Origin of the sequence: Hymenobacter tibetensis, assembly GCF_022827545.1 — a bacterium.
Taxonomy (GTDB): Bacteria; Bacteroidota; Bacteroidia; order Cytophagales; family Hymenobacteraceae; genus Hymenobacter; species Hymenobacter tibetensis.
Window position 1 is genome coordinate 3681441 of sequence record NZ_CP094669.1, and the last position, 26928, is coordinate 3708368.

The 26928-nt window shown below is 58.5% G+C and carries 24 protein-coding genes; 18 read left to right on the forward strand and 6 right to left on the reverse strand.

Going from position 1 to position 26928, the window contains the following annotated elements:
- Positions 1–15: 15 nt before the first annotated feature.
- Together MTX78_RS14655 and MTX78_RS14660 are read left to right on the forward strand one after the other, a co-directional pair.
- A complete protein-coding gene (locus tag MTX78_RS14655; protein WP_243795707.1) occupies positions 16–1140 on the forward strand; it encodes an LLM class flavin-dependent oxidoreductase in 1125 nt (374 codons plus the stop codon).
- A 74-nt stretch (positions 1141–1214) separates the two neighbouring features.
- On the forward strand, positions 1215–2261 hold the full coding sequence (locus MTX78_RS14660) for an LLM class flavin-dependent oxidoreductase (protein WP_243795709.1): 1047 nt from the start codon (positions 1215–1217) through the stop codon (positions 2259–2261).
- Positions 2262–2392: 131 nt separating this feature from the next.
- Here MTX78_RS14660 and MTX78_RS14665 read toward each other — a convergent pair whose 3' ends face one another.
- From MTX78_RS14665 to MTX78_RS14675, 3 genes are all read right to left on the reverse strand, one after another.
- On the reverse strand, positions 2393–2635 hold the full coding sequence (locus MTX78_RS14665) for a hypothetical protein (RefSeq protein ID WP_243795711.1): 243 nt from the start codon (positions 2633–2635) through the stop codon (positions 2393–2395).
- Between the two features lie 577 nt (positions 2636–3212).
- On the reverse strand, positions 3213–3665 hold the full coding sequence (locus MTX78_RS14670) for a hypothetical protein (RefSeq protein ID WP_243795719.1): 453 nt from the start codon (positions 3663–3665) through the stop codon (positions 3213–3215).
- 226 nt (positions 3666–3891) lie between these two features.
- Entirely contained in the window at positions 3892–4272 is a 381-nt protein-coding gene (locus MTX78_RS14675; RefSeq protein WP_243795721.1) for a hypothetical protein, read from the reverse strand.
- 562 nt (positions 4273–4834) lie between these two features.
- Between MTX78_RS14675 and MTX78_RS14680 the strand changes: the two genes are divergently transcribed.
- Entirely contained in the window at positions 4835–5719 is an 885-nt protein-coding gene (locus MTX78_RS14680) for a DUF2911 domain-containing protein (protein WP_243795722.1), read from the forward strand.
- A gap of 592 nt (positions 5720–6311) precedes the next feature.
- A complete protein-coding gene (locus MTX78_RS14685) occupies positions 6312–7289 on the forward strand; it encodes an adenylate/guanylate cyclase domain-containing protein (protein WP_243795724.1) in 978 nt (325 codons plus the stop codon).
- Here MTX78_RS14685 and MTX78_RS14690 read toward each other — a convergent pair.
- Positions 7286–9865 (reverse strand): BamA/TamA family outer membrane protein, encoded by a 2580-nt coding sequence (locus MTX78_RS14690; RefSeq protein ID WP_243795731.1) that lies wholly within the window; start codon positions 9863–9865, stop codon positions 7286–7288. The genes MTX78_RS14685 and MTX78_RS14690 overlap by 4 nt on opposite strands.
- Before the next feature lie 211 nt (positions 9866–10076).
- Complete coding sequence (locus tag MTX78_RS14695; RefSeq protein WP_243795733.1) at positions 10077–11219, reverse strand: redoxin domain-containing protein; 1143 nt, start codon at positions 11217–11219, stop codon at positions 10077–10079.
- A 357-nt stretch (positions 11220–11576) separates the two neighbouring features.
- Between MTX78_RS14695 and MTX78_RS14700 the strand changes: the two genes are divergently transcribed.
- Complete coding sequence (locus MTX78_RS14700; protein ID WP_243795735.1) at positions 11577–13895, forward strand: histidine kinase dimerization/phosphoacceptor domain -containing protein; 2319 nt, start codon at positions 11577–11579, stop codon at positions 13893–13895.
- A 6-nt stretch (positions 13896–13901) separates the two neighbouring features.
- On the opposite strand, the gene MTX78_RS14705 is transcribed toward MTX78_RS14700, so the two are convergent.
- Positions 13902–16409, reverse strand: coding sequence for a sigma 54-interacting transcriptional regulator (locus tag MTX78_RS14705; protein WP_243795743.1), 2508 nt, complete (start codon positions 16407–16409; stop codon positions 13902–13904).
- Positions 16410–16741: 332 nt separating this feature from the next.
- Here MTX78_RS14705 and MTX78_RS14710 point away from each other — a divergent pair, with 332 nt between their 5' ends.
- From MTX78_RS14710 to MTX78_RS14770, 13 genes are all read left to right on the forward strand, one after another.
- Positions 16742–17350, forward strand: a complete 609-nt coding sequence (locus tag MTX78_RS14710; protein ID WP_243795745.1) for a Crp/Fnr family transcriptional regulator — start codon at positions 16742–16744, stop codon at positions 17348–17350.
- Between the two features lie 55 nt (positions 17351–17405).
- The gene (locus tag MTX78_RS14715) at positions 17406–18014 is read left to right on the forward strand and encodes a Crp/Fnr family transcriptional regulator (protein ID WP_243795747.1); all 609 of its coding nucleotides are present in this window, start codon (positions 17406–17408) and stop codon (positions 18012–18014) included.
- A gap of 87 nt (positions 18015–18101) precedes the next feature.
- A complete protein-coding gene (locus tag MTX78_RS14720; RefSeq protein ID WP_243795753.1) occupies positions 18102–19019 on the forward strand; it encodes a pirin family protein in 918 nt (305 codons plus the stop codon).
- Positions 19016–19333: a GNAT family N-acetyltransferase gene (locus MTX78_RS14725; RefSeq protein WP_243795755.1), complete on the forward strand. Its 318-nt coding sequence runs from the start codon at positions 19016–19018 to the stop codon at positions 19331–19333. The genes MTX78_RS14720 and MTX78_RS14725 overlap by 4 nt, the downstream gene beginning before the upstream one ends.
- A 62-nt stretch (positions 19334–19395) precedes the next feature.
- A complete protein-coding gene (locus tag MTX78_RS14730; protein ID WP_243795757.1) occupies positions 19396–19995 on the forward strand; it encodes an NADPH-dependent F420 reductase in 600 nt (199 codons plus the stop codon).
- A 61-nt stretch (positions 19996–20056) separates the two neighbouring features.
- Positions 20057–21028, forward strand: a complete 972-nt coding sequence (locus tag MTX78_RS14735; protein ID WP_243795758.1) for an alpha/beta hydrolase — start codon at positions 20057–20059, stop codon at positions 21026–21028.
- A gap of 139 nt (positions 21029–21167) precedes the next feature.
- Positions 21168–21626, forward strand: a complete 459-nt coding sequence (locus tag MTX78_RS14740) for a cupin domain-containing protein (protein WP_243795759.1) — start codon at positions 21168–21170, stop codon at positions 21624–21626.
- 74 nt (positions 21627–21700) lie between these two features.
- Entirely contained in the window at positions 21701–22168 is a 468-nt protein-coding gene (locus MTX78_RS14745; RefSeq protein ID WP_243795760.1) for a DUF305 domain-containing protein, read from the forward strand.
- Between the two features lie 21 nt (positions 22169–22189).
- Positions 22190–23596, forward strand: coding sequence for a YncE family protein (locus MTX78_RS14750; protein WP_243795761.1), 1407 nt, complete (start codon positions 22190–22192; stop codon positions 23594–23596).
- A gap of 71 nt (positions 23597–23667) precedes the next feature.
- On the forward strand, positions 23668–24078 hold the full coding sequence (locus MTX78_RS14755) for a hypothetical protein (protein ID WP_243795762.1): 411 nt from the start codon (positions 23668–23670) through the stop codon (positions 24076–24078).
- A gap of 172 nt (positions 24079–24250) precedes the next feature.
- Complete coding sequence (locus tag MTX78_RS14760; protein WP_243795763.1) at positions 24251–24724, forward strand: Dps family protein; 474 nt, start codon at positions 24251–24253, stop codon at positions 24722–24724.
- Between the two features lie 395 nt (positions 24725–25119).
- Positions 25120–25866, forward strand: coding sequence for an SDR family NAD(P)-dependent oxidoreductase (locus MTX78_RS14765; protein ID WP_243795764.1), 747 nt, complete (start codon positions 25120–25122; stop codon positions 25864–25866).
- A gap of 47 nt (positions 25867–25913) precedes the next feature.
- Entirely contained in the window at positions 25914–26906 is a 993-nt protein-coding gene (locus MTX78_RS14770) for a quinone oxidoreductase family protein (protein ID WP_243795765.1), read from the forward strand.
- The last annotated feature ends 22 nt before the right edge of the window (positions 26907–26928 follow it).

Here is a 26928-nt window from a genome sequence, read left to right on the forward strand (position 1 = left end):
GCACACTCCAACGTGATGAACAACAGAAAAACGCTAAAGCTGGCCGCGGTCATTGACGGGCCGGGGTGGAATTTCTCCTCCTGGCGCCACCCCGCCATGCCCGCCGACGCCGGCGAAAACATCGATTTCTTCATTCAACAGGCGCAACTGGCAGAGCAGGCCAAATTTGAAACCCTGTTTTTGTACGACGTAAGCCACGTCGGCCCTGGCAACATTCCCTACTACCTAAGCATGTTCGAGGGGGGGACGCTCATGGCGGCCCTGGCCATGAAAACGGAGCGCATCGGCCTCTCGCTGACCGCTTCGACCTCCTACACCGACCCGTATAACCTGGCCCGGCAGGTCTTGTCGCTAGACAAACTCAGCAAGGGCCGGGCCTCGCTGAATGCCATTACGTCCAACCCCGGCGGCATGGTGAACTTCAGCCGGGGCCACCTCGGCAAAGTTGACCAGTACCCCATACACCGGGAGTTTCTGGAAATTCTGCTGGGCTTGTGGGACACGTACGAAGACGACGCCTTTCCCCGCGATAAGGAAAGCGGCGTGTTTCTGAATCCGCGCAAGATGCACCCTATCAACTACCGGGGCCAGTATTTCTCGGTGGATGGGCCACTGAACCTGAGCCGCTCGGTACAGGGCCGGCCCGTCCTGTACATGGCCGGTAGCTCCCCCACCTTCGTGGACCTGGCCACGTCCTACACCGACGGCGTCTTCATGGCGGGCAGCACCTTCGAGGAAACCGTATCGCTTGCCAATGCGCTGACTGCGAAGCTCCTTGAAAAAGGCCGGCTGCCGGAACACTTTGTGCGGGCGGTGTCGCACAACCCCATCGTGGGCCGCACCGATGACGAGGCCTACCAGAAGTACCAGGAAATCCTCGCGCTGGGTCGGTACTCGCACACCCCCGTCCCCTTGTTTATGGGCTCGGCCGAGCGAGTTGCTACGGAAATACAGCGCTGGTATGAGGCCGGGGCAATCGATATGTTCATGGTTCGCCAAGACCATCCCTATGGGCTACATGATTTTATCGAGCTGGTGGTGCCCATTCTGCAGGAACGCGGCCTCTTTCACACGGAGTACGAGGCCGAAACCCTGCGGGGCAATCTGGGCTTACCAAAACCAGCCTTCCGAACCATTTAACCTGTTCCTCCTTCCGTTGCGCTTTTTCCAGCACCCGGTCTGCTACTACCAGCAGCCACTTATCTAAAGAAGTTATGCCTACTCCTGTGAACGAGTTTAACCGTCTGGAAAAGCAATCGGTCGCTTATTCCATTTTAGACCTAGCTATCGTCTCGCAAGGCGAGACGGTGAAGCAAACCCTCAACAATTCATTGGCGCTGGCGCAGGCCGCCGAAGCCGCCCACTACACCCGCTACTGGCTGGCCGAACACCATAACTCCGATAACATCGGCAGCAACGCGCCGCCCCTGCTCATCGGGTACGTGGCGGAAAATACAACGACCATCCGGGTGGGCTCCGGCGGCATCATGCTCCCCAATCATTCGCCCCTGCTGGTGGCCGAGCAGTTTGGCACCTTGGCGCAGCTCTACCCCGGCCGCATCGATTTGGGGGTGGGCCGGGCGGTGGGTACCGACTCGCCGACCGCCAAAGCCATCCGGTCGGATTTCATGCAGGCAGCTCAAGCCTTCCCGCAGGAAATCAGCAAAATTCAGCAGTACTTTTCGCCGGCCAACAAACAGGCCGCCGTGCGGGCCCCCATAGCCGAGGGCATGGAAGTGCCCCTCTATATCTTAGGTTCCAGCACCGATAGTGCGCACCTAGCAGCCAAGCTGGGCCTGCCTTACGCGTTTGCCAGTCACTTTGCTTCCACGCACTTGCACCAGGCGCTAGAGATTTATCGCGACGAGTTTCAGCCCTCGACCGTCCTGCAGCAGCCTTATACTATCGTCGCCATTAACGCCTACGTGGCCGATACCGACGAAGAAGCCCAACGGCAGTTCACCAGCGTCATCCGCATGTTTGTGGGCATGTTGACGGGGAAAGCGAAAGAGCCCTTGCTGCCGCCGACGGACATGACCGAAGAACTGCAAGACCTGTGGCAGCACCCTTCCGTCTACCAGATGCTCAAGTACTCCTTTGTCGGCAGCAAGCAAACCGTCAAGCAGCAGCTACAAGCCTTTCTGGTTGAAACGCAGGCCGATGAGCTCATCACCGCGTCCAGCATGTACGCCCTAGAGGATCGGCTCACTTCCACCCAATTGTTTGGGGAAATTATGAGAGAAGTCAATGAAGCAGGGTGAAGTATGAATTGAAATTATAGCAATACAGCAAGTGACTTCCTTGAATAGGAGAACACAATAATCGTGACCTAAATAAAGCAATCGCCTTTTTACATGTTGTAATTCACCGTTCAACAAACGTTACGGGCTTTTTATAGTAGAAATAGTCTGTCGTAATCACGGCAGATGGCCACCACGGCATGCCGGTCTATTTCTGCGGCTGCCCCCACCTTCATGTCTTGTGTGAGAACAGCCGATATGGGCCGCCCCTGCCGGTACATAAAGACGTAGCCCTCTGCTCTTAAATCCAGGAATGTGGCCTCTGCTTGTAGCGCACTGCTTAGGTTGAGAAACCAATTCTTGATGCTAAGCGAGTGTTGAAACAGCCAGCTCATTGCAGAAGTGGCGGCGTCAAAGCTGAAAAAGGAGTATTTACTTGATTCAAGTTGCTTGGATTTCAAAATAGATATAACTAAAGCGCCCCCTCATGTCTGTAGGGAAGTAGTCTTGGTATTCACTTTATTAAGCAAGAATCTAGTTTTGCCTATATCTGAGTATGCCTCATAGGTACCATGAATTGAGCCCTGCAGATACCACAGTAACGCGTCATCACGCGGGAAGGTGAGCGTAAGACATGTACCGAATGGCTCCGGTAGCTGCCGGATGGATCCTGCTTGCAAGAGGTGCGTTAGTAGACGCTGCTCCTCTGCTTGCTGGATAAGCATCACATATCTAAAATTAAGTCCCACAAAGTGGAGGAGCCAAAGAATAGAGGCTGTTGTTAAAGTACAACGTTAATAGTAGAGTTAGAATGAATATTGTGTCTATTCCTTTTCCAAGGTTGGCCCGAGAAAAAATCTTGTGTTGAGAGATAAAAGGAATATATCCTAGATGATCGTATGAGAAGATACGAATTATACAAAAACATGTACCTGCCCAACTTAGTAAGTAGCCTACTCTTGGTGCGGTAAGCTAATGCAGTTTTGGCGGAGGCGGTGGAGGGGCCAACCGAAGGAAAGGATAGGCGGAGGAAGAGTAAGGGACTTGTCGATCAATGTGGGTTACTTTCTGGCCGCGCACCTCAAGGCGCCAACACCGAAACGCGGGAGACCATATCTTGCCCCTATTCGCTGCTTCGGTTTCACGGATAAGATGCTGGTACGTGGTATCACCCCCGGTGGCCACGGCTTCTAAGCCGGTAAAGACAAAGATGATTTTCTGCTCCACCTGCCAGGTGGTTAGTGGTAAGATCTTGATATCACCATTCGAGTTATACACGTCCAGCAAGTAAATCGATAGATCACCCGCCAGCATCCCTTGCCGAAGGAAGGCCACGTGAACTTTAGGCGCCTGGTTGAGCGTGTCAGCGGCCAGAAACTGCTGCAACACCGGGTACACCTCCTTGGTGGGAGTGGAAAAGTGCAAAGCAGACTGTGTAGGCGCGTGTTTCGCCACACAAGACAGGAAGGCGAGCGTGCTCAATGCCAAAGCAAAAGAAGAAAGTCGGGACAAGTAGTTACAAGTAACCCTCATTACGGTAATCAAGTGAATCGATTAAGCTAAGCTATATGAGAGCGACAAGGTGAATAAAGGCTTTGCTACGATTTAGAAAGCTCGTTACGTAAAGCTTATATTCAATAGGATTTCGCCCTCAATCGATGGTTGCCTGAAAAGTAATCTTAGCGAGTTTCTCTTGCTGGAAAAAGAGGGTTGCCCGCGCCATCCCCTCGAGCTCGGTCACCTGTAGGGTATTGCGGCTTTTCGCAAGTCGAAGTTGACGCAAGACCTCCTTTTTGGCCATACCTAGTGTGAGGAGCGGGGCCAGTACTGGCTCGGCACGGCTAATGGTAAATGAGACGGTGAAGGTATTGTCCGGGCTGTGGAAACAGGCGAATTGATTAACGCCGTGCGAAAAACGCACAAATCCACCCGAGCCGACTGGGGCACGCTCTTTCACCACCGGATAGTTGGCGGCGACGAGTCGTTGATAGGACACCTGCGCAAGCAAGGAGGCAATAAAGCGCTCATTCACTACCGCAGTAGGTTGCTGCTGTGCGGAAGGGAGGTAGGAGGTACTCGTCCAGCTGAGCGATAACCAAAGGCTCAGGGACAGCATAATGTACGTCACGTTGGCTTAACTGAATAGGTAGATAAAAGGTAGCTATAGGTTTAGCTGCCAATCTAATTACTTTGTAGTGAAAGCTGCTTTACATGATAGGTGTATCGGACAACGAGAAGCATTACTATTTTCTTCCGGTCTTAGAAGTGGACTTATGTGAGTTGAGCATGTTGTAAACCCACCGGTGATACTAGCATCTGTTGCGTTCGGAAGCAAACAAAACAATAGAAGTATAGGAAGGCTAAAGAAATAGGGCTCTATAAACCGATCAATAACCTGAATTGACAGCGGTTGATCTGTAAAACCTGTTTCATAGTCATCGGTAACCCTTTGGCCTGGAATGCGGGGGTTCCCTTCTCCAAGTAGCGCGAGCAGGTTACACCCGTACCTCCGCTTCTTCTGCCAAGACTACTCTCTTCTAGCGCTGCTCCTTGGGACAGGGGCATTGGGCGCCCCTACGCCTATCTTTAGGGCCATGAAATACTTCCTCCCCACGCTGCTCATGGCTCCTTTACTAGGGTTGGCCGCTAGTAAGGTCCACGCCCAAACCAAGCTCGTGCTGCCGCAGGCGAGCCCCGCGGTCAAGATTCGCCAGGCGTTTTCCACCTCGTTTGTCGAGTTGAGCTACTGCCGCCCATCGCTAAAGGGACGCCAGGTCTTTGGCGGACTGGTTCCTTATGGTCAGGTATGGCGCACGGGGGCCAATACCGCTACCAAAATCCGCTTGGGCGAAGCGGTGCAAGTGGGCGGCCAGGCCGTGCCCGCCGGTACGTATTCGCTGTTCACCATCCCGGGCAAAACGGACTGGACGATTATTCTCAACCGCGACACAGCGCAGTGGGGGGCGTATGAGTACAACCAACAGCTCGACGTCGTGCGCTTTACTACCCACGCGACCCCGCTGGCCGTGCCGCACGAAAGCTTGACGCTCACCCTGGAAAACATGCGGCCTACCGCGGCGGACCTCACCCTGAGCTGGGAGCGGACGCAGGTCAGTATTCCTTTGCTGGCCAATCCTGACCAGCTGATTCTGAACCAGATTCAGGAAGCGATGCAGGGCGAGAAGAAGCCCTACTTCACGGCAGCCCTCTACTACTACCACTCCAACCAACCCAACCTTACGCCCGCCGTGGGCTGGCTCGATGCTTTCCTGAAAGCGCACCAGGCTAGTCCCAGCGACCAATACGAAGGCTATTACTGGAAGGCCAAGCTGCTGCAGAAGCAAGGCAAAAAGCAGGAAGCGGCGGCGGCGGCCCGTCAGTCGCTGCAGTGGATAAAAGCCGACAAAAACGAAGTAGCCAAAGCCGAGTATACGCTGCTCAATCAACAGCTATTGACCGAAGTGGGCGCCAAACAATAAAGATGCATTACGACCGTATAATGCTCTTCTCAAGAAACAGAGAAAAGCGCACGTAAAGACAGTGAGAAGAGCCTTATAGTCCGGAAGTTAGATAGCTACTTGACATAAAACGACTTATACGACATTGTAGAACTATAGCAACTAGGTATGCACCATCCCCTTCTATTCGATATTCCCCTTATTCTCTCTTAGTGAAGACGTTGGCCTGCTTGCTGCTGGTCTGCCTGGCTGGGCAAGTCGCGTTGGCGCAACAGCAGCCAGCCGTGTCCTTGCCACCGACCGGTAGCTCCCTCACAGAGTTCATTCCTGCGCCTTACCCTTCTGGCGGGTGCGCCTGGCCAATGCGCACTGCCAACGAATCGTGTTTATTGGCCCCGTTACGTGGGACCCAACACTCCGCATGTTGCGCCAATCTTTTGGCCCCCCACCGATAAATAAGGGCAAGTAGGTTATGGCATTACTTGATATAGGGAGAGGTATTTTCCGGTCGGGCTCGTTTTCAGCTCTCCGTTCTTGACTTATATCATCGGAGAGGGCACTCAGTTCACGCATATTTGCACCCTTACTTTTCTGGGCTACTTTTTCCTTTGCTATGACGCCACACCTGTACGTGTTGCCCGACCACCGTGACCTCACTATTGCCCCTGGGCAAAGCATACTGGTGGCCACCCTGGCGCAGGGCATTGCGCACGTGCACGCTTGCGGGGGCAAGGCGGAGTGCTCTACCTGCCGGGTGCAGGTGCTGGAGGGACTAGAGTACTGCTCGCCCCGCAACGCCTGCGAGCAAGAATTGGCTACGCGGCTGAATCTCCCCGAAAACGTGCGGCTGGCTTGCCAAACCACCGTAGCAGGCGGTAACGTGCGCTGCTCGCGGCCCATCCTCGATGCCCTGGATGTGGAACTTACCGTTCAGGAGCTTGAAAACCCCAGGCAGCAGTTGGGCCAGCAGCAACGCGTGGCCGTGCTGTTCTCCGACATCCAGGACTACACCGTTTTTGCCGATATTCTGCCTCCTTATGATGTCATCCACATCCTGAACCGCTATTTCGGGGTGATGAGTGAAATTGTTGCAACCCATAATGGCTACATCAGCGACTTTATCGGCGACGGGTTGATGGTGGTGTTTGGATTGGAGCACCCGGCTACGGCCGTGGTCGATGCGCTGGCGGCGGGGCAGGCCATGCTCCGCAGCGTCGAAAAACTGAATCCCTACCTGCGCCAAATGTACAACTGCTCGTTCCACGTGCGCATCGGTTTGCATTATGGCGAGGCCGTGGTCGGGCATATCGGTGCCGGTGGTTTCCGCAAGCTCGCTACCATCGGCGACACGGTGAACGTGGCCGCCCGAATTGAAAGCGCCAACAAGGAGTACGGCACCCAGTTCCTGGTGTCGGAGGCAGTGGTGCAGGCAGCGGGGCCAACGCTACAGGTGCGCCAGGCGTTCCTGACCCCGCTTAAAGGCAAGAAAGGCCTGCACCGCCTCTATGAGGTCGTTGCCGAGGAAGCTGTTGAACCAGCTACCGGCAGTACGGAGCCACTACCGGCGACAGGTAGCGCGTTGCCCAACTAAAAGAAGAACCCCACCCGCACCAAAGGCAGCCGGTCTTCGCGAGAAATTCCGTAGAGCCCCAGCACAATCACCTTGGGGAAGGGTTGCAACCACAGGCCGCCCCCGTAGCCGCGGTGCCAGCGGGCCGAGTTCTCCCCATCCGCCCAGACCCGCCCCACGTCGTGAAAGCCAAACAGCCCATAATCAGCGGAGAAAAGCAGACTATGAAAGCGGCCGAGGCGGGCGCGCGCCTCCACGTTGTTGTAGAGGGCGCTTTCGCCGGCGAAGCGGGTGCGCCGGTAGCCCCGCAGGTTGCTGAGCCCACCCAAGGTAGCGGCCTGGAAGAACTCATAGCGGCGGAAATGGGTAGCGCCGCCTACCCGCGCGCCCAGGGTAAGGCGGGGCCAGGGCGTCCAGAAACCTGCCGCTTCCGATGTGAGCTGCGACACGGGCATAGCCGCGGCATTCAGGGCGCCCAGGGCCGTGTACTCCGTGCGCCAATACAAGCCCTTGGTAGGCTGCCAGGTGATATCTCGGGAGTCGTAGATGTAGCCCAGGCGGGCCCCGGCGTAATGTTTGGCTTGGTAGAGCGACGTTGCTGGGTTTTCCGGGGAATGCTCATCCAGGTAGCGTCCCGGTGTGCGCTCCACCTTGACCGACTGATACATCGGCCCGGCGTACACTTGCTGGCGCGGCCCCAGGTGCCGGCGCAGCAGCGCCTGGAAGGCTATATTGCGGAACCGCACCCGGTAGTAGCGGATGCTCTGCTGGTTATTTCGGCGGGTGTCATTGCCCAGCCCGAAGAAGTTGCGCACGTAGTTGGGGGCCTGCACCTCCGCTTTCAACAGTAGATCCTGGCGGCCTAGCAGCTGGGAGAAGTCCCCTTGATAAGCAAAGCTGTAGGCGCCCGTTTGCAGGGCTACGTTGCCTTGAAGACGGTGCACACTGGCCCAGGGCTCCTTGCGAAACCCAGGCCGCCGCGCTTCCAGGCCCAGCCCGAGAAAAACGCCGTCGTCCGGGTTATAGCCCAGGGGCAGCAGGGGCCCCAAATAGGGGTAGCGGTACGCCCGGCGGTTGTACTGGTTAACGGCGGAATCCGTGGCAGTCCGGTTACGGGCTTCGGTACCCAGGCGCAACGCATTGTCCGGGCGCGTGTCGTACACCACCGTCTTGCGGGCCCACCCGCCTACCCGGGAGCTGTCTTGGATAGTGTCTTGCCCCAGTCCCCCAATAATGCGGACCCGAATGCCCCGCGAGGCCCGGCCCCGTACCTGCACTACATCGTCGCCCGGCCCGGCATACAGCCGGATTTCGCGGGTTTCGGCCGTCAGCAGTACCCGCTCATACACCGGGGCCGCGCCCGCTGGAGTGCCAAGCAGGTGCCGACGGACGCGGGTGCGCGCCGCATCTAGCCGCTCCACTTCGAAGCGCTCGGCTTGCTCGGAGCCGATGATGTCCACTTCGTGGGCCAGGAAAGCGTAATACTGCTCCGCGTAGGTGGGCAGGGCGTTCCGGTGCGCTTTCAGTAGGCGGGCAATCCGGGGCCCCGACCACTGATACACCGAATCGGGCAGGCGGTGCAAGGCGGCATCAATCACCGAATCCGACAGTCGGGTTTGCAGCTCCCGGGCCAGCGCTACCCACTCGGCCCGGGGCAATTCGTTGAGAAAGCTTCGGTCGAAGTAGCGCCCGTTGAACATGAATGTGTTTACGTTGCGCAAGGTCCCGTCGAAGCCCTGCACTTTCGGCATCGCCCAGTCCCGGCTGGCCACATTCGGGAGCAGTCCCTGGTTGACAAAGTACACTTGGTCCCGGTCGCGAGGCAGGGCTCGCAACAGCAGGCCGCCCTGAGGCTGGGGGTAGGCCAGCCAGCGCCACTGGTCGTCGTGCCGGTCCCAGTCGGCCAGCACCATGTCCAGCAGGCGGGCGCGCAGCAGTTCGCGCTGGTCGACGCGGTTGCGCGCATCCTTGCGCAGCAGCCCCAGTACCTGCTCCGTGCTATAGCCTTTCACGCGGGAGGAGTTGCCGAAGCGGGCCGGCGCAACAGGGTCGCGCTCTTCAAGCAGGGCTAGGGTATTGGCAAACTCCGCTTGAAACTCACCTAGGCGCACATCTTCGGGCACATACACCAGCACCGGATTGGTATGGCCCACGCCGGCGGCTTCCGCCAAGAGCGGCACCGTCAGGGCCGCGTACGGGTGGGAAGCCGATATCTGGTCCTGCACAATCTTGGCGGCCAGCGTATGCCGAAGCTCCTGCTGCAACACCTGCTCGGTGCTTTTCTCCACGGAACGCAGTACGTATTCCTGGCCGCTGGCCGCCCGCAAGCGCAGCGACTTAGTTTGCTGCCCGCCACCCCGCCGCAGGGGGGTGAGCCCGCCCTGAGCTGTGCTTAGGTTGAGCAGCGGTACCCGCACCGGCTGCTGCCACTCGCGGCGGTAATTGGCACCCAGTAGCCACGTTTTGAAGGTCGTGGCTTGGTATTGGGAGCTGGCGCGCACCTCTATGCTGTCCTTTACCTGGAAGGGCGGGACCGGGTCGGCGGTTTGGGCCCGCGCCGTAAGCAGTGCCCCCGGAAGCCAGTGTAGAGTTAGCAAGAGAAGTAGCCTTGGAGCCATAGACAGATGGAAACAGATGGAGAAGAGTGCCTACCCGCCCGACAAAAGCCCGGAAACTGGCAGCAGCGCGGAAGCATACCCCGCCGCCGCAACCAGTTGCTTGCCCGCGTTGAGTGTTAGCCGGCTGTTCAGCCCCGCTAGGACGAGCTGTAGTACCGGGCTCCGGAAAGACAGACCCCTTAAAATATGGTTAATTTGTTTTATTTAATAATTCTGCTAATTTCTTGGGTAATTCTTCCCCGAACAGGTTGACGGCCAGAATGCGGCCTTGCGGGTCGAGCAGAAAGTTTTGAGGAATGGCGTTTACCCCGTAGGATAGGGCTACCGGGTTGGGCCTAGTTAGGGAGCTTACCTGGGGCCACGGCAGGCCGTCCGTCTCAATGGCTTTCAGCCAGGCGGCCCGCTGCGAGGCGTTATCCAATGATACCCCGAGCACGGTAAAGCCTTTAACTTTATAAGCATTGTAGACCTTGATCAAGCTGGGATTTTCTTGCCGGCAGGGGCCGCACCAGGAGGCCCAGAAATCAATCAACACGTAGTTGCCGCGCAAATCCGAGAGCTTCAACGGCTTGCCGTCCGGGCCGGCTTGGCTGAAGTCTGGTGCCAGGGCCCCAACGGCTACGCGTTGCAACTGCGCAATGCGCTCCTGCAGCACCTTGCCATAAGGCGAGTTGCGGACGCTGGGAGCTAACTCCCCGAACAGGGTGGCGTAAGCGCTGGCTTGGGGTCTGGGCCCGACGTAGCTTTCCAACACGTAGAGGCTGTAGAGAGTAGTTGGATGCGCCTTGAGGTACGCCGCGTAAACCTGCTGGCGCTTTTCGTAGATGGCATTTGCTTCCTGGGTTAGCTTGGCCTCAGCCACGGGAGTAGCACGTTCGGCCGCGGGTAAGGCTTCGTAAGCAGCATACAAGGCATCGAGTTGCGCCCGGAAGGTCCGGACCTGAGTTGCTAGACTAGTGCTTTCGTGGTTGAGCGGGGTGCCCTCAACGGCTGCGTTCTTCACTTGCTTGGTGCCGACCACCGTAATGGTCCCCTTTTCCAAGTACACGGGCAGCCGTTCCTCCGAACGGTCGGCGGGCGTACCAGGGGCCGGCAATACTAGCTGGGCCTGCGGCAAGGCCGGTACCACTCCTTTAAATTGAAAATACCCCTCGTGCACGGCAGTGGAATCAACGATTGATTGCGTACCGTTTTTGTAGTATAAATACGCCATCCGGGCCGTGGTGCCCGGTAAGCGGCCTTGCACGAGGAAAGTAGCGGGTAGCGCTGGCTTCGATTGGGCCGTGGTAGTTAGCGGGGCCAAGGCGAGTAGAAAGGGCAGTAAGCGGCGCATACGATAGAGGAAAGTGCTATGATGGAGTGGTTGAGGTGACCAAGTGAGCATGCTGAGCCGCTCACCCGATGACTAGCACAAAAGTGGGCGCCTCCTTCCTGTCTTATCCTTGATTTTTATCAAGAACTATCAACCGCAGCCTTGAAAAAGGCGGCCCATACGAGCAGGCCCTCGTTCTTGACAAAAGTCAAGGCAAGCAATGCGCCTGAACTATACTTTTGCCAAGTGCAGGTGGCCCCAGCCGGTAAGTTGTAACTGGCAGGTTGGCAAAACGAACCTTAAGCTGCTTGCAGACTGGTAACTTAGAAATGCGGGTGCTCCGGTTGGTTGCTGCCCTACCACCCTACTCCTTGTCCTGTGAAATACCTGTTGGTACTTCTTTCGTTGCTGACCTTCACTGTGCAGGCGGAGCCCCCCTACCCGCTACTGAGCAAGGGTAAAGCCGATAGTCTGCGCCGCCGGCTTTGGCAAAGTCCGCCCGATACCAACCGCGTGAAGCTGCTTGTGCAGTTGAGCTTCGACTTGATTACCAAGCAGTATTACTCCAACAAGCCCATCGACAGCGCTGCGGCCTACATCCGCCAAGCCCAGGCGCTTAGCCAGTCGTTGCAGTACCCGGCCGGTCTGATTGATAGTGACTACGCCCGTGGCTACCTGCTAGACAGGGACTGGCAGGAAGACGAGGCGCGAAAAGTTATTGGGCAGGCGGTGGCGCGCAGCCACGAGCAGCACGACCGGTACCGCGAAGGCATGGGCTGGTTTCTGCTGAACACTACCTCGGGCATTACGCTACCCACGCGCATTCAATATTGTGAGCGTGCCACCCAACTCTTTCGGGCGGTGCATAACCAGCTGCGGGAAGCCCAAACCCTCAAGGAAATAGCTGATATCCACCTGCTCATGGGAAAACCAGCCCTGGCCCGGGAGGAATTGTTCCACGTGCTGGCCCTCTACCGAGCCTGTGGCCACCGCGAATTGCAGTACACGTTTGATTTGTTAGCGGGGGCTAGTGATGCCCTCAGCAACTACAAAGAGGCCTTGCAGTATGCGCAAGTCGGTGTTCAGTGGGCTAAAAGTCGCCAGGACACCACGATGTTGCAAGCGCTTTATATGCGGCTAGGCGGCGTGCACCAACAGCTAAACCAGCCCGAAAAGACGATTCAGTATTACCAGCTGGCCCTGCGTCACGCCACGCACTACCAGAATCAGAATGATAACACGGTGCTGAATCTGAATCTTGCTATTGCAAAGAACTTACTTACCCTGCATCGGCCTCAACAGGCGTTGGCCTTGGTGCAGCAAACCAACCAAGCTCTGCCAACCTCCAATGATTTTTCCCGCGCTTCGGTAGCCAATGCATTTATTTCTTGCTACTTGGCCACGAAGCAGTACCAGCTGGCCAATGTGTGGCGCAGGCAGTTAGAAGTCCTTGCAACCCGTCCTGCCGTCCGAGAGAACAGCCGGTTGCAGGAGGGGGTGTACAATTATATTGGCCGCTGCTACTTGGCTTCTCACCAGTACCCGCAAGCGCGAACGTACTTCGCCCGGTCGTTGGCAGTTGGCAAGATTACCAGCAATAGAACGCTGATGGCCAACTCGTGCCTATCCTTGTTCCAGGTGGACTCGGCGCAAGGCAATCTATCCTCCGCCATTGCGTATTACAAGCGCTACAAAGCCATTCAGGATAGTGTCTTTAATGAAAACAACAGCAAGCAGATAGCCGCCTTGCAGATTCAGTACGACACCGAAAAGCGTCAGCAACGCATTGCCTTGCTGACCAAGCGGAACCTGATGCAGCAGATGACCATCCGGCAGCGCGAGTGGCAGCGCAACGCCGTATTGGGGAGTGCAGGCCTGCTGTTTTTAGTGCTAGGGCTGGGTTACAACCGCTACCGCCTCGAGCAGCGCAGTTCCCGCTTGCTGGAGCAGAAGCAACACGCGCTGGAAACGCAGCAGGTGGAAATCAACCGTAAGAACGAGGCATTGAAGCAAGTGCTGGGCGAGAAAGACCAACTGCTGGAAGAGCGGCAAGAGCTCCTGGTAGAGAAGGACTGGATGCTCAAGGAAATCCACCACCGGGTTAAAAACAACCTGCAAGTGGTGAGTAGCCTGCTCTCCACCCAGTCGCGTCACTTGCATGACCCACAAGCGGTAGCCGCTATCCGTGAGAGCCAGAACCGGGTGCAGGTCATGGCCCTCCTGCACCAGAAGCTCTACCAAGCCGACAACATTGGGCGGGTGAACATAGTCGACTACGCCCGCGAAATTGTGACCTACCTGGTCGAGTCCTTCGACCGCCAGCAGTCGGTGCAAACAAAGCTGGAACTGGCTCCCATCGAGCTGGAAACCACCTTGGCGACGCCCCTGGGCCTGATCATCAATGAAGCCGTAACCAATGCCCTCAAGCACGCCTTTCCCCCACCTCGGCGCGGTACGCTCACTGTCCGCCTGGCCATGCTGGCGCCGCAACTCTACCAGCTCACCATCACCGACGATGGGGTGGGCTTGCCGCCGAGCTTTGATCTCAAGCGCAGCCGCAGTTTGGGGATGGTCATCATCAAAGGCTTGAGCCGCCAGATGGACGGCCAACTGGCCGTGACCACCGCCGATGGTGTGCACCTGAGCCTGCAATTCAGCACCCGCAAAAAGCCCATGTACGCCGAAACGGCAACCTAGGCTACCCTACTCCGCTTGGCTTTCCTTGCGGGAAGCAATGCCGAGCTTTTTCATGCGGGCTTCAAGGGTCGTGGCCTTGACACCCAGTAATACGGCGGCCCCGCGTGGCCCCCGAATGCGGTAATTGGTTTGGGTGAGGGCCGCCAGGATGGTCTCGCGCATGGTGTCCTGCATAGGCTTTATCTCGCTGCGAGGTGCGGCACTCAAGACCAAGGGTTCGGCCAACACCAAAGTCGGCGGCGCGGACAGAATGGCGGCTCGTTCCAACACATTTTCCAGCTCCCGAATGTTGCCGGGCCAAGCGTAGTGCTGTATCTGTTGCAGAGAGGTGTTGGCAATGCTGGTGAATGGCTTGCCTAGCTTCTGGCTGAGCTTGTGCAGAAAGTAAGCGGCCAGGGGCAGCAGATCGTCGGGCCGGGTGCGGAGTGGCGGCAGCACCAGCGGAAACACATTGAGCCGGTAGTAGAGGTCGGCGCGGAAACGGCCGGCGGCCACTTCCTCCTGTAAGCTGCGGTTGGTAGCGGCAATGATGCGCGCATCCACCGGGAATGGGCCCTTACCGCCAATACGCTCAATCTCCTTCTCCTGGAGCACGCGCAGTAGCTTAGCTTGTAGCTCTAAGGGCAATTCGCCGATTTCATCTAGAAAGATGGTGCTGCCGTGGGCTAGCTCAAACTTGCCCACGCGCCGCTCGGTAGCGCCGGTATAGCTGCCCTTTTCGTGCCCAAACAGCTCCGACTCCATCAGCTGCGGGGGTAGAGCCGCGCAGTTTACCTTGATCATGGTGCGGGCTTTGCGCGTAGAGCGGTTGTGCACGGCCCGGGCAATCAGTTCCTTGCCGGTGCCGGTTTCGCCCAGCAGCAGCACGGTGGCATCGGTGGGCGCCACCTGGGCCACACCCCGCAGCACGGCCAGCAGCGCTGGGCTCGTGCCAATGATTTCCTCGAAGTTGTGGCTGGTTTTCAGCTCTTCGCTGAGGTAAGTATTCTCTTGTTCCAGCTGCTCGCTCAGCAGGCGAATGCGCTCGTAGGCCAATAGATTGTCTAGCGCTACAGCGAGCTGCTCGGCTAACTCTTGCAGCAGCCGCAAGTCCTTGGACGTAAACGCGTAAGCCGCCTTGCTGGCTATGATGAGCACAATGGCGGGCTGGTCCTTCAGCCTGATAGGCACCGACATAGAGGACTTAAGTTGCAGCAAGTTGCCGTAGTAGCGGGTCACCGGGTTTAGCTCACGCGCTTGCGCGGCAGCCTCCCCGACGTTGAGCAAGGGTTCTTGCAGCCAGGAGTCCATGCCAGCTAAGAGGCGGGCGGCCTGCTCGGCACTGTCGGGCAGGGGCATGGCTTCCAAGGGCAGCAGCTGGAAGTGGCCACCTAGGTTGCCTACGGTGGCATCCATTGCGCTTGGGTGCCGCAACACGCGCCCTACCCGGTAGAAGCTGAGCAGGTCGAGGGGCAGCAATTCGTTGATGGCCGCCGCGACTTGGGGGGCTATGTCGGCAATGTCGCGGCCGTTGCGGAACGCACTGGCAATGGTTAACTCGGTAGCCTTCACCTGCCGCCGGCTTTCCAATTCCTCGTACGCCAGGAGGTTGTCCAAAGCCAAGGCAATTTGCGGGATGATGAGGCTGATGGCCGCGTAATCATCGGCCGTGAACCCAGCGGCGGCCGTGGTGCCTAGTTGCAGACTGGTGAAGGTGCGCTGCTGCAACACCACTGGAAAAAACGCCATGGATTGAATCCCAAAGTTCTCGCTTAGCGCCCGGGCCATACTGAATTCCTGCCTCAAAGTCTCGAAAGCCACGCCACTGAAAATTCCCTGCCGCTCGCCTAGCTCGGCGGCCGTGGGGTGCGCGAGCATACTTAGCCGTTCCGAGGAAGTAGCCAGACCGAGTAGTTCCGGCAGGCGCACCCGCTCGAACGTGCCAAGGGAGGTGCGGCGCAGTAGCATCCAGTAAAAAGTCTGCTCCTCGGGCTGGCTGAGGCACAGATTGAGTACGTCGATGGGCACGAACTGATTGACTTGCGTGGCAATAGCCCGGCAGAGCTGCTCCCGGTCGTGGAGCGTGACAATCACCTCATTGACGGCAATCTGGGTTTGCTGCTGTTGGCGCAGTCTGGCTTCTTGGCTATGGGCGTGGCGGTAGCGCGCTATTTCGAGGGCCGCCAGCACGTCCCGCTCGCGGAAAGGCTTGTTGAGAAAGCCAAATGGCTCGGTCACCTTCGCCGCGGCCAACACGTCGTCGGTTAGGTTGGCCGACAGGAACACAAAGGGTATGTGCTGCTGGTTGAGCCAGTGCGCCAGCTCGATGCCGGTTTCCTCGCCTTTCAGATAGATATCCAGCAATACCACACTAGGTTGCGCTTGAGCCACCAGGGCCCGCGCCTCCGCGCCCGACTCAGCCAACCCCAGCAGCTGGTAGCCCGCGCTTTCCAGGATGTCGCCTAAGTCATTGGCAATCAAGAATTCGTCTTCCACAACAAGGACCAGGGCAGCGGATTCGACGGGTGCAAGCATAGGCGACTGGTGAGGCGTAGCAACTGGCTACTTAGGGCGGCTGGAGCTAAAAAGATGCGTTGGGTTGAAGCTTCATAGCCAGAAAACTTCAATGGTGGAAGGTACACCGCAAAGCTGCCGTTTACAGGACTTTTGTCCAAAAAAAACTCCAATATATTGTAGAATCCAACGCAATGGAGAATTTCACAACCTAGCCAAGACGTTGTTTTTGCAGCTATAAGTAGCTGTTTATAAGAGCATTATATTGTAATATCACTAGCCAGTCACAGCATTGGCACCTGTTTGGCAACTAGGCGAGTAGCTATGATCTTTTCCGCTCCATTACGCATACTATGCAGGCACTACGCAACTACATCGACCAACAAACTCGCTCAACCATTTCTGACGCTGATTTTGCTTTAGTTACGGCGGAGCTGCTGCCTTACAAGCTCCAGAAGAAGCAGTATCTGTTGCAAGCGGGAGAAGTGTGTCGGTATCAAGCTTTCGTTGTGGAAGGCGCGCTCCGCCTCTATACCGTGGATGCGCGAGGTACCAAGCAAATCCACGTATTAGGAGTAGAAAACATGTGGCTAGGCGACCGGGAAAGTTGGTCGCAACTCACCCCTTCGCGCTACTATATTGATGCCGTGGAAGATTCACAGCTCTTGCTCATCAACTGCCCGCAGGCGCAGGAGCTTGTGCGCCGGGTGCCGCTGGTGGCCGAGCTGGTGCGTATCCAGGACGAGCGCAATGCCATTGCCGCTCAAAAGCGCCTGCACGATGCCATAGCCTGCTCAGCCGAAGAACGCTACGCCGCCTTTGTGGCGCAGCACCCTGCTTATGCACAGCGGTTTTCGCAACTCATGATTGCCTCCTACTTAGGCATTTCGCCCGAAACGCTTAGCCGCATCCGCACCAAGCTGCCGCCCGTCCATACTCCAGCCGCAGTGGGCAACTCCTGACCTAGCCCGCTGTACCAAGTGCTCTACTTGTCCTGTATTCCCTTACCACTTCGCCATGCAAGCTTTTCGTACTTACATCGACGTTGCCATTTCCTCGCCCGTTTCCGACGAAGATTTTGCTTGCATCTGCGCCGCGTTTGTGCCGAAGAAGTTAAAGAAAAAGGCATTTCTGTTGCAAGCGGGCGAGGTGTGCAAGCACTTCGCCTTTGTGTTAACGGGGGCGCTGCGGCTGTATAGTGTGGACGACAAAGGCGGCGAGCATGTGCTCAGCCTGGGCGTCGAAAACTGGTGGGTGGGTGACCGGGAAAGCTGCGTGTTGCTTACTCCCTCCCGCTACTACATTGATGCGCTGGAAGATGCTAGCCTGTTGCTGATAACGCACGCGCACATGCAGGAGTTGATCCGCACTGTGCCAGCCATGGCCGAGCTGATGCGAGGGCTGGACCACCGCCACGAGATTGCCACTCGAAAGCGTTTGGAGGCCGCCATCACCAGCACGGCCGAGGAACGCTACGTGGCTTTTCTGGCGCAGCACCCCAGCTACGCCCACCGCTTTCCGCAGCACCTGATTGCCTCCTACCTAGGCATCTTGCCGGAAACGCTGAGCCGTATTCGCACCAAGCTGTTGCAGGCCAAGACCCAGCCCGTTGAATTGCTTTCTTGATAAAAGTCAAGGAAACACCCTGGACCTGCCCGTCACCTTTGCAGCAGCAGTACCCGAGCAAAGGCACTGCGAAAAAGCACGCACGCCATGACCAAAACCATCATCGCGCAGGTTGGGGGCACCAACGCCAAAGTAGGGAAGTTGCTCGTCAACCGGCTGCTGCCCAGCCGCATGGTAGCCGCCGTAGGCCCCTTTGTTTTCCTGGACCACGTGTATCCCGTCCGGTTCGAGCCCCAGGTGCCCAAGGCGCCCACCGGCGAAACGGCCCACCCCCACCGGGGCATTGCCACTTTCACCTACGTGCTAAGCGGCGCCGTGGAGCACTACGACAGCGCTGGCCACCACGGCGTGGTAGCGGCGGGCGGCGCGCAGTGGATGAAGGCCGGCTGGGGCGTGCTGCACGACGAAAATCCCAGCCTGAATTTTCAGGCTACCGGCGGCGTGCTGCACGCCTTACAGTTCTGGATCAACCTGCCGGCTCGCCACAAAGCCGAGGCTCCCGCCTACCTAGCCCTGCAGCCCACGGCGGTGCCCGAAATGCTGCTGCCGGAAGGAGCCGGTAGTTTGCGGGTGCTGCTCGGGACGCTGGGCGATGCCGCCTCGCCGGTGCCCACCAGCAGTCCGCAGTTTCTGTACCACTTGCAGCTGAGCCCGAAGGCTACGTTTTCCCTGGCTACCAAAGTGGGCCTCGACTATGCCGCCTTCGTGCCGGCCGAACCTATCCTCATCAACGGGCAGCCCCACGGCCAGAGCGAACTGGTACTGTTTGGCCCGGAGACGGGTCCCATCACCTTCACCAATCCCAGCATCGGGCCAGTTAGTGTGCTGGTGTTTGGCGGGGAGCCTTACCCCGAACCAATAGTAGCCCAGGGGCCCTTCGTGATGAACAGCCACGCCGAAATAGCCACGGCCTACGAAGACTTTTTCGCCGGCGACTACGGGCAGATTCACTACGAGGCCGTTACGTCGCCCCAGGATTTATCGCCCCGAATCACCCTATTATGAATCCAGCATATCAAGTTCTACCCCTTATCGACAACGCCTACGACCAGCAATTCGAGCTGGAAGTAGCGGCTGCTACCGCGTTGGTGCAGTACCAATTGCATCACCAATATCTTAGCCTGATTCACACCGAAGTGCCAGCTGCCTTGCAAGGCCAGGGCGTAGGCAGCGCCCTCGTGGAAAAAGTGTTGCACCAGGCAGCCGAGCGCCACCTAACCGTTGTTCCGCTATGCCCGTTTGTGGCGCACTACCTCCACCAGCATCCCGACTGGTACCGGCTGGTGGCCCCTGGCTACCGACCCGCCAGCGCGCAGTAACAGCGTGCCGCCGACCAAGCCCCATTGCAAAACCTTAACGTTTTACCTCAACCTAACTGTCCATGAAAATAGGAACCATTGGCGCCGGCAACATTGCCCAGGCGTTTGTTCGCCACGCTGCCCACGCCGGCTACGAGGTGGTTATCAGCAGCAAATCCGGGCCGGCCGCGCTAACTGAGTTGGCCGCTACGCTGGGGCCGGGGGTGAAGGCTCGCACGGTAGAAGAAGCCGCGCAAGCCGACCTCGTGCTATTGTCGGTGCCGTGGGGTGCGGTGGCGGATGTTTTAAACCGGGTACCAGCCTGGAAAAACCAGATTGTCGTGGACACAACCAACGCCATTCATTTCCCCGACTTCAAACCGCTGGACCTGGGCGCCAAAACTTCTTCTGAAATCGTGGCCGAGCAAGCCCCCGGGGCACGGGTCGTGAAGGGTTTCAACACCTTGGGCGCGGCCCTGCTGGCAGCTAGCCCAAGCGAAGGCAGCGGCCAACGAGTCATCTTCATTTCCGGCGACGATGCGGCAGCTAAAGCCAGCGTGTTGGAGCTAATCAACAAGATAGGCTTTGCTGGTATCGACCTGGGTGGGCTAGCCGCTGGCGGCCAACTCCAGCAATTTAGCGGCGCCTTTTCGGGAATTAATCTAGTAAAGCTTCCGGCCTAGCGCGGCGTATTGCCATTGCTTTTATCTCACATTGCCAACCACTTACTTAACCCCCTCGCGCATGCAGGCACCTCCTTTCGCCACCGACCAACACCTCGACCCCCAGGTAATCGAGTTTCTTGAAGTTTTGAACACCGGTGGTCCTGGCCTTGAAACTCTGCCCATACCGGACGCCCGCCAGGTGCTGGTCGGCGCGCAGGCCTCTGCTACCGTGGACATCTCGGGCGTGGAAACCACGCAGCGCACCATCGAGCAGGACGGCTACACCGTACCGCTGCACATCGTGCGCCCCACGGGTACCGCCGACACGGTGTTGCCCGTGTTCATCTTCATCCACGGTGGCGGCTGGGTGCTCGGCGACTTCCCCACTCACCAGCGCATGGTGCGCGACTTAGTGGTGGCGTCGGGCTACGTGGCCGTGTTCGTGGATTACACGCCCAGCCCGGAGGCGCAGTATCCGCAAGCCATCAACGAAATTTACGCGGCCACCAAGTGGGTAGCCGAGCACGGGGCCGAAATCAACGTGGATGGCAAGAGCCTAGCCGTGGTTGGTAACAGCGTGGGTGGCAACATGACGGCCGTTACCTGCTTGCAAGCCAAAGAGAAAGGCGGCCCGCACATCAAGCTACAGATTCTGCTGTGGCCCGTGACCAACGCTGATTTTACCACCGAATCGTACCAGCTCTACGGCCAGGACCGCTTCCTCACTTCGCCGCTGATGCAGTGGATGTGGAGCACCTATACCACCGACCCCGCGCAACGGCGGGAAATCTACGTGTCACCCCTCAACGCTACCCGCGAGCAGCTGGCTGGCCTACCCCCCGCCCTCATTCAGGTAGCCGAAAACGACATTTTGCGCGACGAAGGCGAAGCCTACGGCCGCCAGCTCAGCGAAGCCGGCGTGCCCGCCACCACCATCCGCTACAACGGCATGATTCACGACTTCGGTTTGCTGAATGCCTTGGCCGACGTGCCGGCGGTTAAGTCGCTGTTTGTGCACGCGGCGGCCGAGCTCAAGAAGCATCTCGGCTAGGCTCCCAGCGTTGCTTCCGCGTTTCTCAGCCCCTGCTTTTCACCCAAGTTAGGGCGAAAAGCAGGGGCTGTTGCCTTAGCGGCGGGCAGCTACGCAGTGCGTCCGTGCACTGCCTTCAACAATCTAGCATCTGTAACTCATGAATCAGTCTTTCTGGCTGTTAGGCACGCTCACGCGCATTCTGGCCAACCACGAAACCACCGAAGGCCGCTACGACCTAATTGAGGGCACTTTCCAGCCGGGAGTGGCCACGCCGCTGCACCGCCACACCACGTATTCCGAGCACTTGTTTGTGCTGGAAGGCGAGTTTACCGTGCACACCGAAACCGAGGTAGTGGTGCTGAAACCAGGCGAAAACTTCCTTGTCCCGCGCGGCACGGTCCATGCCGTAGTGAGTGGCCCGGCCCTTTCGCGCGGGCTGGTAGTGGCCTCACCCAGTGGCTTTGCCCGCCTCATTGAAGCCGCGGGTACGGTGGCCGATGCCACGGGTCTACCGCCCACTACCCCCCCCGATGTGGCGGCGTTTGCCCAAGCGTCGGCCGAGGTAGGCGATGAAATAATAGGACCGCCCCCAGCCAGTAGTACGCCGCTGGCGTAGCCACCATCCTGCCCTGCACTCCGGGTGGGCAATCTGCAAATGGCGCATTATCTACACTTTTAAACCACTTGCTTATGACCCTCACCCTAAGACACTTGTCGTTACTTTCGCTTTTGGCTGCTACGCCAGTGGTCGTAGCGCATGCGCAAACGCCCGACCACCACCGCATGCCAGCTGCCAAGCGTAACGAACCGCACACTATGACCGACATGGCCCCGGCCGCTTTACCTCCCGGTTCGCCCGCGGCGACTTTTCACCAGCAGATGGATTCGGTGATGACGGTAATGGACCAGGGCATGCACCAGATGGGTGGCGTGCCGCCTACCGATATCGACGCCAGCTTCGCGGCCATGATGGTGCCTCACCACCAGGGTGCCGTCGACATGGCCCGCTTGCAGTTGCTCTACGGCAAAGACCTTGAACTGCGCCGGCTAGCCCAAAGCATTATTGCCGAGCAGCAAGTCGAGATTCAGCAGATGACTGCCTGGCTGCGCAAGCACAGTGCCGCCGCGTCTAGCCCGCCCGCCGCGGCGCACCACTGACTTTCTTTCAAGCCCTTTCCTATGAAATACTTGCTTTTAGTGCCCCTCTTGGCGGGGAGGCTGCCGGGCTATGCGCAAGCCGTAAGCCACCGCGACCGGGTGTACACTGCCGACCAAATTTTCAACACGGTGTCGGTAATAGACCCAGTGGATAACAAGCTGTTGGGGCAGATCATCCTGGGGAAGCCGCAGCCCGATATTCTCACGCCGCTTTACCGGGGCCAGGCGCTGGTGCACGGCCTAGGCATGGCGCCCGACCACAAAACACTGGCCGTAGTGTCGATTGGCTCCAACAATGTGACGTTCATCGACCCCGCCACCAACGCCATGAAAGGCAGCGTGTACGTGGGGCGGGCCCCGCACGAGCCTACCTTCCGGCCCGACGGCAAACAGGTGTGGGTGACGGTACGCGGGGAAGACTACGTGTCGGTGATAGACGTGGCTACGATGCGCGAAACCCGCCGCGTGCCGGTGCCCAATGGCCCTGGCATGGTCGCCTTCAGCCCCGACAACAAACTAGCTTTCGTGTGCTCCAGCTTCTCGCCCGAACTGACGGTGGTGGATGCCGCAACGTACAAAACAATCAAGCACCTACCCGTCGCCAGCCCCTTCTCGCCCAACATCTTCGCCACCAAAGATGGTCAGCAAGTGTGGTTTACGCACAAGGACGTGGGCAAGGTATCGGTGCTGGATGTGAAGACGTTGCGCATCACCAAAGTGTTCGATACCGGCCCCATCACCAACCACGTCACCACCCTGGATACCAAGCTGGGCAAGGTGGCCTACGTGAGCGTGGGCGGCGAAGACGTGGTGAAAGTATACTCCCGCGAGCCGGGCTTCAAGCAACTGGCCACTATTCCAGTAGGCACGTTGCCACACGGCATCTGGGCCGCCGGCGACGCCAGCCGGGTGTACGTGAACCTGGAAAATGGCGACTCGGTGGTCGCCATCAACACCGCGACCAACCAAGTAATCGGGAAAGTGAAAGTCGGTCAGGCGCCGATGGCGCTGGTGTACGTGCCAGAGGCCGTGCCCGCGGGGGCTACGGGCCTCAGCAACCTAGGTCGGCAGCTCATGGACCAGCCCGCGGTGGTACGCGAGCTGAAGGCCGTTGGGGGCGGGGCAGCAGCTGGCTCGCTGGTTACGCGCTCCGAAGGCCTGGTTGACCTCGCCTCCTTCTCGCTGATGCACCTGGAGCCCGATACCGAATACGACGTGTACTTGAGCCGCGCCACCCAGGCCCCCTATTCTCGCGATTACCCCCTGCTCACGGTGCGCACCGACGCCAAAGGTGGCGCCATGGCCCAGACCCTGGGCCCGGTGCAAGACGTGAAAAACGCCGACTTAGGCAGCACCAGCAAAGCGTACCATCGGGTGGTCGTGGCCCCCAAAGCGTCCGGCAGCGCCCCGGTGCTGCTCAGCGAGTAGCGCCGGCAACGCGTCGAGCGGCGCAGTAGCAACAGCCGATCGGCGTGTTCAACCTTGCTTAAAACCCTGCTATGCAACACTTCTTAGACGTTTCGTACCGGCCGCAGGAGCACGTGCTCGTGGCCCGCTGGATACAGCAGATGCGCACCGATACCGACTTCGCAGCGGGTTACCACTACCTGCTGCAAAAGGCTCGCCAGTATAATTGCCCGTTCTGGCTGCTCGATGTGCGGCGGTGCCCGCCTAACTGCGCCCGGCAGGCCCGGTGGCTGCTGGAAGAGTTCTGCCCGCTTGTGCCCTCGGCCTTTCGCTCGGCGGAGCTCATTTACAGCGCGCACTTGGTTTTTCCGTCCCACTTGGTGCATTACACCGACATCGTGCTGCCCATCCTAGCCCACCCGACCAACCAGCATTACCAAGCCGCCGCGTTCATCGACGAGGGTCCTACTATCGCTTGGCTGCACGGCCAGCAGCCCGCTTAGCTAAGCTGTTTAAAAACAGCCGCGGGTCGCGTTAGCGAAACAGCATACGCCACAGCTAGGCTAACGCAGCGCTTCTAGCCGTTTTCTTGACAAAAGTCAAGGCAATGCGGGCAGGACGGCAGGCACCTTTGCTAGTCAAACAAGACAGCTAAAATCAACCTTCATCTTGCTTATGAAAACTACTATTGGCATTTCCGCCGAAAACCGGGAGGTAGTCGCGCACCAGCTGGCCAAGCTGCTGGCCGACGAATTCGTGCTCTACACCAAAACCCTGCGGGCGCACTGGAACCTGGAAGGCCCTGATTTTCATAGCGTGCACTTGTACTTCGAGGAGCTGTATAAGCAGGCCGCCGACCGGGCCGATGATGTAGCCGAGCGCATCCGGCAGCTAGGCCACTACGCGCCCGCTTCGCTAAAGAATTTCCTGCAGCTCACCCACCTAACCGAGCAGGACACCGCCGGCACCGACAGCCTCAACTTGATTCGGGTGCTGCTGCAAGACCACGAAAGCATCATCGAATTTATTCGGGGCACCATCGACGAGTTTCAGACTGCGCACAAGGACGCGGGCACCAGTGACTTCGTGACTGACCTACTGGAAAAGCACGAAAAAACCGCCTGGATGCTACGGGCCCACCTGAAGTAACAAGGCTGGCAGAGCGGTTTTCCGCTAGGATACTTAGTTAGAAGAGAAGGGGTAAAAGTTAGGGCTAGCTGCTTTACAACTTTTACCTCTTCCCTTTTTAACGCTACTCAGAAGGGTACACCATTCAGAGAACCGTACCAGAGATGATGCTTGATAAAAGCTTGGGTGGAGTTGTAGCAGCGTAGCACTTATGAGTAGGCACTATGACTACCTAGTGAGGGCCAGACAGTAACCTTGACATTTATCAACGGCTTTTCTTGATAATTGTCAACGAGGTTGGGGAAGGGGGAATAGGACCTTTGACTTGTCGAAACAGTCCAGATAAACAGGACCGACAGTTTCCTACAACCCGCAGCAAGCCACTGGAAATGCTTGCTGCACCTACCCTTTCCTCTATGAATCGCTTGACCGATAAAATTGTTTTTGTAACGGGTGGCAGCCGCGGTATTGGAGCCGGCATTGTGCGGCGGTTGGCTGCGGAAGGAGCCGATGTGGCCTTCACTTACACCAACTCCGCCTCCCAGGCTGACGCCTTGGTAGCCGAGGTAGCCGGTACGGGCCGCCGGGTGCTGGCTATTCAAGCCGACAGCGGCGATACAACCGCTATTCGGGCGGCCGTGGCCGAGACGGTGGCGCAGTTCGGGCGCATTGATGTGCTGGTAAACAATGCGGGCGTGTTCATCACGGGTACCGTCGACGATGCCGGCGCCGATCTGGCCGCCTTCGATCGACAACTGGCCGTCAACGTGGCGGGCGTGGCTACTACCGTGCGGGCCGCCGTGCCCTATATCGGGGAGGGGGGGCGCATCATCTCCATCGGGTCTACCGGCGGCAGTCGGGCCCCCTTTCCCGGCATTGCCGATTACGTAGCCACCAAAGCCGCAATAGCGGCCTACACCCGCGGCTGGGCCCTCGACTTAGGCTCTAAAGGCATCACGGTGAACGTGATACAGCCCGGCAACATCGACACGGAGATGAACCCGGCCACGAGCGACTTTGCGCCTGCACAAGCCGCCGGCACAGCGCTGGGGCGCTACGGGCGGGTAGAGGAAATTGCCGCCACGGTGGCTTTCCTGGCCAGCGCCGAAGCCTCTTACATCACCGGAGCCACTATCAATGTGGATGGCGGGCAAAGCGCTTAGCCAGCGCATACATCGGTTCCAAACTTTTGCTTTTAAGTACGTTACGCATGGGCTCCCTTTCGTCAGACGCGCCTACCGGCGTAGTATATATGCAAGCGCCCGGACCGCCCTCGGTCCTGGTGTATGGTCAGGAGAAAGTTGGGGCACCCGGACCGGGGCAGGTGCGCGTGCGGCAAGCGGCCATCGGCGTCAACTTCGTCGATACCTACTTCCGCAACGGCAGCTTCAAGGTGGGCTCTTTTCCTTTTGTCCCCGGCGTTGAAGCGGCGGGTACCATTGAGGCCGTCGGCCCGGGCGTGACCGGGTTCCAAGAAGGTGACCGGGTGGCGTATCACTTTGTAGTGGGCGCCTACGCCGAGGTTCGTCTGCTGCCTACCGACAACCTGGTCCACCTGCCGGATGGCATCACTTTACCCCAGGCGGCGGCCGTAACCACCAAGGGGCTGATGGCGTGGGCCTTGCTCCGGCGCGTTTATCCGGTGCAGAACGGCACCGTGGTTTTGGTGCACGCCGCAGCCGGCGGGGTGGGCGGGTTAACGGCGCGCTGGGCCCGGGCGCTGGGGGCCACGGTTATCGGCACGGTAGGCGCGGCGGCGAAACTGGCCGTTGTACAGCCCTACCTCGACTATGCCATTGCCACCGACCAAGAAGATTTCGCGGCGCGCGTGCTGGAAATCACCGCTGGACGAGGCGTTGACGTCGCGTATGATGGGGTAGGGCAAGCCACGTTTGCTGCCTCCGTGCCCGTGGTGAAGCCCGGCGGCACCCTCGTGCTGTACGGCTCGTCGTCGGGGCGTCCGCAACCGCTGGCGCCCGCCGAACTCGCTCAGCGTCAGCTTACTGTGGTGTCGCCCGTACTGGGCACCTACCTGCCTACTCAAGCCACGCTAGAGCAAGCCGCCGCTGACGTGTACGGTGCCCTCCAAAAGGGCTGGTTTGGAGAACTAACCACCCAGACCTACCCCCTAGCCGAAGCCGCCCGAGCCCACGCGGATTTGGAAGCCCGGCGCACCACGGGCTCCGTGCTTTTGCTGCCTTAGTTGGCTGAAGTTCCTTTGTGTG

What these genes read in the sequence shown, in the direction of transcription:
- MTX78_RS14655 (WP_243795707.1), top strand. Translation starts at nt 16, where the DNA reads ATGAACAACAGAAAAACGCTAAAGCTGGCCGCGGTCATTGACGGGCCG.
- MTX78_RS14660 (WP_243795709.1), top strand. Translation starts at nt 1,215, where the DNA reads ATGCCTACTCCTGTGAACGAGTTTAACCGTCTGGAAAAGCAATCGGTC.
- MTX78_RS14665 (WP_243795711.1), bottom strand. Translation starts at nt 2,635, where the DNA reads ATGAGCTGGCTGTTTCAACACTCGCTTAGCATCAAGAATTGGTTTCTC.
- MTX78_RS14680 (WP_243795722.1), top strand. Translation starts at nt 4,835, where the DNA reads ATGAAATACTTCCTCCCCACGCTGCTCATGGCTCCTTTACTAGGGTTG.
- MTX78_RS14685 (WP_243795724.1), top strand. Translation starts at nt 6,312, where the DNA reads ATGACGCCACACCTGTACGTGTTGCCCGACCACCGTGACCTCACTATT.
- MTX78_RS14695 (WP_243795733.1), bottom strand. Translation starts at nt 11,219, where the DNA reads ATGCGCCGCTTACTGCCCTTTCTACTCGCCTTGGCCCCGCTAACTACC.
- MTX78_RS14705 (WP_243795743.1), bottom strand. Translation starts at nt 16,409, where the DNA reads ATGCTTGCACCCGTCGAATCCGCTGCCCTGGTCCTTGTTGTGGAAGAC.
- MTX78_RS14710 (WP_243795745.1), top strand. Translation starts at nt 16,742, where the DNA reads ATGCAGGCACTACGCAACTACATCGACCAACAAACTCGCTCAACCATT.
- MTX78_RS14715 (WP_243795747.1), top strand. Translation starts at nt 17,406, where the DNA reads ATGCAAGCTTTTCGTACTTACATCGACGTTGCCATTTCCTCGCCCGTT.
- MTX78_RS14720 (WP_243795753.1), top strand. Translation starts at nt 18,102, where the DNA reads ATGACCAAAACCATCATCGCGCAGGTTGGGGGCACCAACGCCAAAGTA.
- MTX78_RS14725 (WP_243795755.1), top strand. Translation starts at nt 19,016, where the DNA reads ATGAATCCAGCATATCAAGTTCTACCCCTTATCGACAACGCCTACGAC.
- MTX78_RS14730 (WP_243795757.1), top strand. Translation starts at nt 19,396, where the DNA reads ATGAAAATAGGAACCATTGGCGCCGGCAACATTGCCCAGGCGTTTGTT.
- MTX78_RS14735 (WP_243795758.1), top strand. Translation starts at nt 20,057, where the DNA reads ATGCAGGCACCTCCTTTCGCCACCGACCAACACCTCGACCCCCAGGTA.
- MTX78_RS14740 (WP_243795759.1), top strand. Translation starts at nt 21,168, where the DNA reads ATGAATCAGTCTTTCTGGCTGTTAGGCACGCTCACGCGCATTCTGGCC.
- MTX78_RS14745 (WP_243795760.1), top strand. Translation starts at nt 21,701, where the DNA reads ATGACCCTCACCCTAAGACACTTGTCGTTACTTTCGCTTTTGGCTGCT.
- MTX78_RS14750 (WP_243795761.1), top strand. Translation starts at nt 22,190, where the DNA reads ATGAAATACTTGCTTTTAGTGCCCCTCTTGGCGGGGAGGCTGCCGGGC.
- MTX78_RS14755 (WP_243795762.1), top strand. Translation starts at nt 23,668, where the DNA reads ATGCAACACTTCTTAGACGTTTCGTACCGGCCGCAGGAGCACGTGCTC.
- MTX78_RS14760 (WP_243795763.1), top strand. Translation starts at nt 24,251, where the DNA reads ATGAAAACTACTATTGGCATTTCCGCCGAAAACCGGGAGGTAGTCGCG.
- MTX78_RS14765 (WP_243795764.1), top strand. Translation starts at nt 25,120, where the DNA reads ATGAATCGCTTGACCGATAAAATTGTTTTTGTAACGGGTGGCAGCCGC.
- MTX78_RS14770 (WP_243795765.1), top strand. Translation starts at nt 25,914, where the DNA reads ATGGGCTCCCTTTCGTCAGACGCGCCTACCGGCGTAGTATATATGCAA.